This is a genomic window from Microcystis sp. M113S1, assembly GCF_020246945.1.
GTDB lineage: Bacteria > Cyanobacteriota > Cyanobacteriia > Cyanobacteriales > Microcystaceae > Microcystis.
Genome location: NZ_JADBSA010000259.1, coordinates 1 through 6,705, shown reverse-complemented (window position 1 = coordinate 6,705; position 6,705 = coordinate 1). Strand labels below are relative to the sequence as shown.

10 protein-coding genes and 2 pseudogenes are annotated in these 6,705 nt (G+C 41.1%); 2 read left to right on the top strand and 10 right to left on the bottom strand.

Going from position 1 to position 6,705, the window contains the following annotated elements; translation table 11 throughout:
* Positions 1-166: 166 nt before the first annotated feature.
* Entirely contained in the window at positions 167-874 is a 708-nt protein-coding gene (gene rpe / locus IM319_RS13095; protein ID WP_061431496.1) for a ribulose-phosphate 3-epimerase, read from the bottom strand.
* A gap of 166 nt (positions 875-1,040) precedes the next feature.
* Between rpe and IM319_RS13090 the strand changes: the two genes are divergently transcribed.
* Positions 1,041-1,376 (top strand): hypothetical protein, encoded by a 336-nt coding sequence (locus IM319_RS13090; protein ID WP_287735882.1) that lies wholly within the window; start codon positions 1,041-1,043, stop codon positions 1,374-1,376.
* Between the two features lie 57 nt (positions 1,377-1,433).
* Here the strand turns inward: IM319_RS13090 and IM319_RS22530 are convergent.
* The 4 genes and pseudogenes from IM319_RS22530 to IM319_RS13070 form a co-directional block, all read right to left on the bottom strand.
* Positions 1,434-1,715, bottom strand: a pseudogene (locus IM319_RS22530) (type II toxin-antitoxin system YafQ family toxin).
* Complete coding sequence (locus tag IM319_RS13080; protein WP_185238965.1) at positions 1,712-1,927, bottom strand: hypothetical protein; 216 nt, start codon at positions 1,925-1,927, stop codon at positions 1,712-1,714. The pseudogene IM319_RS22530 and the gene IM319_RS13080 overlap by 4 nt, the downstream one beginning before the upstream one ends.
* 367 nt (positions 1,928-2,294) lie before the next feature.
* A complete protein-coding gene (locus tag IM319_RS13075; RefSeq protein WP_287735881.1) occupies positions 2,295-2,969 on the bottom strand; it encodes an HAS-barrel domain-containing protein in 675 nt (224 codons plus the stop codon).
* 2 nt (positions 2,970-2,971) lie between these two features.
* Positions 2,972-3,166 (bottom strand): NAD(P)H dehydrogenase subunit NdhS, encoded by a 195-nt coding sequence (locus IM319_RS13070; RefSeq protein WP_002759298.1) that lies wholly within the window; start codon positions 3,164-3,166, stop codon positions 2,972-2,974.
* Positions 3,167-3,402: 236 nt separating this feature from the next.
* On the opposite strand from IM319_RS13070, the gene IM319_RS13065 reads away from it, so the two are divergent.
* Positions 3,403-3,900 (top strand): HNH endonuclease, encoded by a 498-nt coding sequence (locus tag IM319_RS13065; RefSeq protein ID WP_004163691.1) that lies wholly within the window; start codon positions 3,403-3,405, stop codon positions 3,898-3,900.
* Here IM319_RS13065 and IM319_RS13060 read toward each other — a convergent pair.
* The 5 genes and pseudogenes from IM319_RS13060 to IM319_RS13040 form a co-directional block, all read right to left on the bottom strand.
* Positions 3,897-4,250, bottom strand: coding sequence for a hypothetical protein (locus IM319_RS13060; protein ID WP_287735880.1), 354 nt, complete (start codon positions 4,248-4,250; stop codon positions 3,897-3,899). The two genes, IM319_RS13065 and IM319_RS13060, sit on opposite strands and share 4 nt — an antisense overlap.
* An 87-nt stretch (positions 4,251-4,337) precedes the next feature.
* Positions 4,338-5,450, bottom strand: coding sequence for a hydrogenase formation protein HypD (gene hypD, locus IM319_RS13055; protein ID WP_287685739.1), 1,113 nt, complete (start codon positions 5,448-5,450; stop codon positions 4,338-4,340).
* A gap of 148 nt (positions 5,451-5,598) precedes the next feature.
* Entirely contained in the window at positions 5,599-5,862 is a 264-nt protein-coding gene (locus IM319_RS13050; RefSeq protein ID WP_286826152.1) for a HypC/HybG/HupF family hydrogenase formation chaperone, read from the bottom strand.
* Positions 5,863-6,155: 293 nt separating this feature from the next.
* Positions 6,156-6,617 (bottom strand): hypothetical protein, encoded by a 462-nt coding sequence (locus tag IM319_RS13045; protein WP_287735879.1) that lies wholly within the window; start codon positions 6,615-6,617, stop codon positions 6,156-6,158.
* Positions 6,589-6,705, bottom strand: a pseudogene (locus tag IM319_RS13040) (IS1 family transposase); the annotation flags it as partial. The pseudogene IM319_RS13040 and the gene IM319_RS13045, both read right to left, overlap by 29 nt.

Genomic DNA, 6,705 nt, shown 5'->3' with positions numbered 1-6,705 from the left:
GTCAACTACCTAATTTTCAGGGAAAAAGTACCTGAATTTTCCCCCTGATCACTCCCATGCCTGGTACTTTTTGATTGACAAAAAGTCTAAAAGTCTTACCCAACAAGGTTTTTAGATTTATTCAGCAGACCCTAATTAGTCAACAGCTAACCCACCCCTGCGGCAATTAAACGGTGGCTAATTGAGGTTGGGGACGTTTGCTGTTACGGATACCTTCGATCGCCGTCGCGTAATCGGGGGCATTAAATACCGCCGAACCTGCTACAATCGCATTAGCACCCGCTTCGAGAACTTGCCAAGTATTAGCCGGTTTTAAGCCGCCATCCACTTCAATCCAGGGATCCAAGCCTCTTTCATCGCACATTTGGCGTAATTGACGGATTTTGGGGACAACTTCTGGGATAAAACTCTGGCCACCAAAACCGGGGTTAACGCTCATAATTAAGACTAAATCGCACAAATGCAGCACATATTCGATTAAATCTAGGGGAGTGGAGGGATTTAATACCACACCCGCTTGTTTGCCGAGTTCGCGGATTTGGCAAAGAGTACGATGGAGGTGGGGAGAAGCATTATGTTCAGCGTGAACAGAAATAATGTCAGCACCCGCTTTCGCAAAGTCAGCCACATATTTTTCCGGTTCCACGATCATTAAATGCACATCTAAAGGTTTTTTCGTATAGGGACGAATAGCGGAGACAATCAGGGGTCCAATGGTGATATTCGGGACAAAACGACCATCCATCACATCAACGTGAATCCAATCGGCTCCTGCCTTATCCACAGCCTCGATATCGGCTCCTAATTTACTAAAATCCGCCGATAGGATCGAGGGAGAGACAACGATCGACTTCGAGCTTCCGTTTTGGGTCATGGCTAACTATAGAATTTCGTGTTTATATTTTCGTAACAATCTTATCAGCAATCAGTGATCAGTGATCACTAATCGGATTTGAGTTTTCAGTCGGGGTAATCCCACGGCATTTTGTATAAATTGTAACAGACAAAAATTTCTGATTGTTGTATGGGGCAGATGGAATATGAATATCATTGACGCTTTAAATCTCAAAAAACCCCAAGATTACCCTTCTAGAGAAGCCTATCAGCAAGACGTTGTCAAAGCGGTACAGGTCTTAATGCGTTTAGGTATTATGGACAATCCCTCGGCCGATTTAACCGGTTCCCTAGACTCTATCCTTGAGAAATTACAACAGGATGAACTGGCTATCTACGGTAGAAAACGCAGTAAACAAGAAATTATCGCCGATTTAAAGCAAGTTAATAGTGAAATTGTCGAACTCGATCGAGAAATAGCTGACTTAGAATGGCAAATTGCCCTCAAAAAGGCTGAAATATATGTTAATGAAGCATCTTAGGTTTTTTATCTTGATTCTGGTTCGTTTTCTCCAGACTGAGCGCAATAATCATCCGCACTAATAAACTTCATCGTGAGTCCCAATTGATTCCAAAAGAATTGCCTGTTTCTGCTCATATTCAACGAATTTAAAGACAATTCTTAAATCATAGCCCACACTGCAAGCATAAGAGTCTTTAAGCTCTCCTTTTAATTTGTGGGTTCTTAATCGAGGTTGAAATGGATCTACGCATAATAAATCTAAAGTTTCTCAGATATTTTGAGCTAAAAAAGGCTGTTTTTTGACAATTTTTCGAGCATTTCTAATAAATATATTGGAGCGTAATAAAACAAAATTCACGAAAGAATTTCCTCCATGATTTGTTCAGGTGTCATGGGTTGACATTGACCTTGTGCAAATTCTTGTTGAGCTTCTTGAACATCTCTAACCAACTCGGTTCTTTTTTGATCTCGAAGACGATTCTGTAAAATATGAATGAGATTTTCTTGATCTTCAAGGGGAAGTTGCTCGGCTGCTTCTAGAATCTCTGCAAAGGTTGTTTGTATTGCCATTTTATTGAGGGGCGATCAATTAAACTATCTAGAATTTACAATCAAGGATGAAAATAGCGAGAGTTACCGTATAAACATTCATTATATCGACATTTTTTGTCTAGTCAACTATTTAGAACTAACTAGGGTTTGCGGCAAAAAGTTTTTCGGTGGGGGTAGGGTGTGGGGTGTGGGGTGTGGGGTGTAGGGTTTTACCGATTTTCAGGTGGTCAACTACCTAATTTTCAGGGAAAAAGTACCTCAATTTTCCCCCTGATCACTCCCATGCCGGGGACTTTTTGATTGACAAAAAGTCTAAAAGTCTTACCCAACAAGGTTTTTAGATTTATTCAGCAGACCCTAATTAAAATCAGCAACGCCGAATCATCTAAGCGTGAATATGAATTTGACTGAGAATATAACGCAAGCGATCATAATCATCTTTAAGTAAAACACTTAACTGTCTGCCCACATTCACTAACCATTGTCGATCGGCTTGACGCAATTGATACATCTGACGGATAGAAGCAGCTGCCAAAGCTTCCACGGGAGTATTCTTGACCTGTAATAAAATTCTTAAAAAGTCTAATTGTTCACTAAAATAAACCACTTCTAACGACTCACATTGATAAACGGCCTGATGAATTTGTGGGGGACGGGGAGGAATATATTGATAGATATAACCTCGCCCGGCACCATTGCCATTAAATTGTCCTGGCAGGGTTTCAAAACCGACAATAGTTGCCCGAAATTCCGTTTTTAACATAGCGAAAATCTGCGGCTGTTGTTCCCGCAATTCAGCCAAAGACAACCCCAAAGCTCTAGCGCGATGTACCGAATCGATGGGTGCAGTGGTGGCAAAGGTGACAATCCCAAAAATCTTATTACCCGTTTCTTCATCGTAGGCTTTTACCCAACTACCAAAAGCGGGCATAAAAGGAAAGTTTAACTCCTCTGGTTCCAAACATTGCGCTAAAAACTCGGTCGTCGTCGTCTCGATAACTTCGGCGATATGATCGGGATGGCGGTTATCCGTGGCCAATTGCGGTAAGGGTGGACGCATGGTTATTTTTTGCCTTTAGCGGGGGCAATAATTACTTCTTCTAATTCCGAGAGATTAAAGGTAACTAACTTATCCCAGTTACCCCCCTCAAAAAGAACGGCCACTTTCCCATCGCTTAAACGCTGGGCTAAACCTTCAAATTTATAGTAGGTATCATCGGGATTGGTGACTCGAACGGTACTACCTGGCAAAATCATAGGATTGACGACGAAATTATAATTAACTGTCTTTTAGCTTATCAAAAATTAGTTATCGCTCGTCGGTCGTCGCCTGGTAATAAGAGGTATGAGGGGATTTGGCATCATCCCCGGACGAAAGGCTGTTTACCGATAACTGAAAAAAGCTCCCCAGTTCTCCAAAACTGAATAATAGGTTCCAATCTCAGTGATCTGTGCTACCATTCGGGGTAAATTCAAGCGATCTCCAGACACCTATGAGCAAGGTTCTCGTGTTGAATGCCTCCTACGAACCGCTAAATATTACCAGTTGGCGGCGCGCAATCGTTTTATTGTTGAAAGGAAAAGCTGAATCCCTAGAACATAACGGAAAAGTGGTTTGTCGTGACTTACCCTTGCCTTCTGTTATCCGTCTTAGGCAATACGTCCGTGTTCCCTACAAGGAAATTCCTTTAACCCGTCGTAATATTCTCGAACGAGATCATCACACCTGTCAATACTGTCTCTACCGAGGTGAACAATTAACCATCGATCATGTGATTCCCCGTTCTCGCGGAGGGGGTGATACCTGGGAGAATTTAGTGGCGGCTTGTGTGCGTTGTAATGTGCATAAGGGCAATCGTACACCAAAAGAGGCCAATATGTCCCTGCGCGCCCAACCCCGTCGTCCCTACAGCAGTCTCCACTTTGAGCTATTAAAGCACACCAGGGAGAATCACAATCAGGAATGGCGTAAATATGTCATCGGCATTTAGGGTGAAAAGGGCATGGTGAAACCAAGACCAAAATTGATTCCCATGCCATTATTATTAGTCTGGGTGCGAGGATTGGCAACTCCCGTGCCTAGATAAACTGAACAACCGCGACAGGGGGAATTGACTCGGTAGCGCACCGCCATGGGATCATTGGGATCGGTGATAGTTACTCCCTGATTGTTTAAATCTTTAATTAGATTGGTTACGGGTTTGAAAAAATCGGCGCTGGGGGGTTGACTTGGTTGCAGTTCTAGGGTTTGTTCTTGGGAAGCAAGAACAATTTCCGAAGCGATAACTAGCAGCAGAGAGATAGTTAAGCCAAATAAACCCAGATTATTTTTGATTTTCATTTTTTTTATCACCGAGAGATTGTTAATTTTTTCTGGTGAGAATTCTAGCGTTTCCTCACCGGAAAGGAACCTAATCAGTAAAAAAATTTACTGATTTCTACCATACTTATAATAAGCGGCACAAGCACCTTCACTAGAAACCATACAAGTGCCGATGGGATGTTCGGGAGTACAAGCAGTACCAAATACTTTACATTCCCAGGGTTTTAAAACACCTTTAAGAATTTCGCCACACTGACAAGCTTTGTGATCTTTAACGCGCTGATTGGGTAAAGTAAATTTCTTCTCCGCATCAAAATTACTGTACTCATCTCGCATTTTTAACCCTCCTTGAGCAATTTCTCCTAAACCTCGCCATTCAAACTGATCTCGCAGTTCAAAAACTTGGTCGATTGCCGATAAAGCGACTCTATTTCCTTGATTTTGTACCACTCGATCGTACTGATTTTCGATCTCACATCTCTGCTCATCTAATTGTTTTAATACCATCCAAATTGATTGCAGAATATCCAAAGGTTCAAACCCAGAAACTACCACAGGTTTATGATATTCTTGGGCAATAACTTGATAGGGTTCTGTGCCAATTACCATGCTAACATGACCGGGACCAACAAAACCGTCTAACTGTAAATCTGGGTTATCTAACAAAGCTTTCAGAGCGGGAATAATCACCACATGATTAGAAAATAAACTAAAATTAGTGATACCATCTCTTTGCGCTTCTAAAACAGTTAAAGCTGTGCTAGGAACGGTTGTTTCAAAACCTAATGCTAGAAATATTACTTCTTTATCGAGATTTTCTCTGGCAATTTTTAAGGCATCGCGAGGAGAATAAACCAGGCGAATATCATCACCTTTTGCTCGTGCTTGCAGCAGACTCAAATGGGAACCGGGGACACGCATAGTATCGCCAAAAGTTGTCAGAATTACGTTCGGTTGTTGTGCGAGAAAAATGGCATCATCTAAACGACCTCGCGGCATCACACAAACGGGACATCCAGGACCATGAATTAATTCGATAGTTTCGGGAAGTATTGCCTCGATACCGTATTTAAAAATTGAGTGGGTATGACCCCCACAAACCTCCATAATTTTAGTAACTTTTTCCCGCTTTTCAGAGATTCTTATCGATAATTGTTCAATTTGTTGAATTAATCCTGCCGCTTTAACCGGATCACGAAATTCATCAACGTATTTCATAACAAGCTTTCTCTCTATAAGTGGTTGGACAAAAGTAAAGTTAATTGTGGAGCCGGTCGTCGGTCGTCGGTCGTCAGTAATAATTGCCGTAATTTACATTTCTTAAGATAGACAACAGAATTAATTGGTGGCTAACTAATTAAGAACATTAATTATGATTAAATTCTTCCTCTAATTCCAATAATTGTGTTAATAAATTCAAGGTTTCTTGCGCCTCATTTTCATCAATTCGATTCATGGCAAAACCCACATGAACTAATACCCAATCCCCTAGACAAGTATTAGCGGGATGGTCTTCATCAACAATGCAAGCGATATTTACTTCTCTTTTTACACCCCCCACATCGACGAGAGCGAGATTATGGTTTTCATCAATAATTGCTGTAATTTGTCCCGGTATGCCTAAACACATAGTTTTGACCTTGAAAAATCTAGTTTTTGTTAATTATGGGCTGATTTTTTGGGTAGAGATTGCAGTAATATCAACTGAGAAGCAGGTCATACTTCATCCCTCTAAGAAACGCTATACAGTCAAAGGTTATCCTTTTTACTTTTTCCTTTCCCCTTTTTACTCGGTCTTACCTGCCATTCTGGACTATTGCCCTCAAGAACAGCTTTTTTTCCCGTATCTTTTTTAAGATTTCCCCTGTCCCGGACCGTGGACACTATCCCAGTAAGGGTAAAACTTTTGTATTAGGGACTACATCACTTTACCAAATTGTCCGTTAAAAGCTGATACAAAAGTCTAGTTTCGTAAAACAGCAAGCGACACATACCATCCTTACCCAGTGCCTTAAAGCTGGGTAATTCTTTCCTTTTTTCGATTCTTTGACCATTTTCGTGGTCGTAATAGATATGAATCCGGGGATTAAGCCAAGAATGCTTAAGCTTGCCAATAATCTCAGTTTTAGCAGGTTTATTAGGACAAATAGTAACCATTGCGTGAGCATACAAGTGAGAGCGCATTAAATCGGACCCTTTCCAGGATTTCTTGACTTTATCCTGTTTGGCAGAAGTATCACCAGAAATCTGATAGGAATATCCTAACCCTAGATAAGTTAAGGCAATAGTTAGAGCGTCTAGATAGTAGTCTTTGTTTTTAGTCTTAAAATAGGGCGTTGTCAGATGTAAAGATGAATCAAGCAAAAGTGTAGGGAACTGGAACATCCTTAAACTTAAGGTAATGAATTAGAAGCGGTAGGGAATTTTCTAACATTTTGACACATTTTGAATAGCAGAGAGTCTGACGATGAAG

What these genes read in the sequence shown, in the direction of transcription:
- rpe (WP_061431496.1), bottom strand. Translation starts at nt 874, where the DNA reads ATGACCCAAAACGGAAGCTCGAAGTCGATCGTTGTCTCTCCCTCGATC.
- IM319_RS13090 (WP_287735882.1), top strand. Translation starts at nt 1,041, where the DNA reads ATGAATATCATTGACGCTTTAAATCTCAAAAAACCCCAAGATTACCCT.
- IM319_RS13080 (WP_185238965.1), bottom strand. Translation starts at nt 1,927, where the DNA reads ATGGCAATACAAACAACCTTTGCAGAGATTCTAGAAGCAGCCGAGCAA.
- IM319_RS13075 (WP_287735881.1), bottom strand. Translation starts at nt 2,969, where the DNA reads ATGCGTCCACCCTTACCGCAATTGGCCACGGATAACCGCCATCCCGAT.
- IM319_RS13070 (WP_002759298.1), bottom strand. Translation starts at nt 3,166, where the DNA reads ATGATTTTGCCAGGTAGTACCGTTCGAGTCACCAATCCCGATGATACC.
- IM319_RS13065 (WP_004163691.1), top strand. Translation starts at nt 3,403, where the DNA reads ATGAGCAAGGTTCTCGTGTTGAATGCCTCCTACGAACCGCTAAATATT.
- IM319_RS13060 (WP_287735880.1), bottom strand. Translation starts at nt 4,250, where the DNA reads ATGAAAATCAAAAATAATCTGGGTTTATTTGGCTTAACTATCTCTCTG.
- hypD (WP_287685739.1), bottom strand. Translation starts at nt 5,450, where the DNA reads ATGAAATACGTTGATGAATTTCGTGATCCGGTTAAAGCGGCAGGATTA.
- IM319_RS13050 (WP_286826152.1), bottom strand. Translation starts at nt 5,862, where the DNA reads ATGTGTTTAGGCATACCGGGACAAATTACAGCAATTATTGATGAAAAC.
- IM319_RS13045 (WP_287735879.1), bottom strand. Translation starts at nt 6,617, where the DNA reads ATGTTCCAGTTCCCTACACTTTTGCTTGATTCATCTTTACATCTGACA.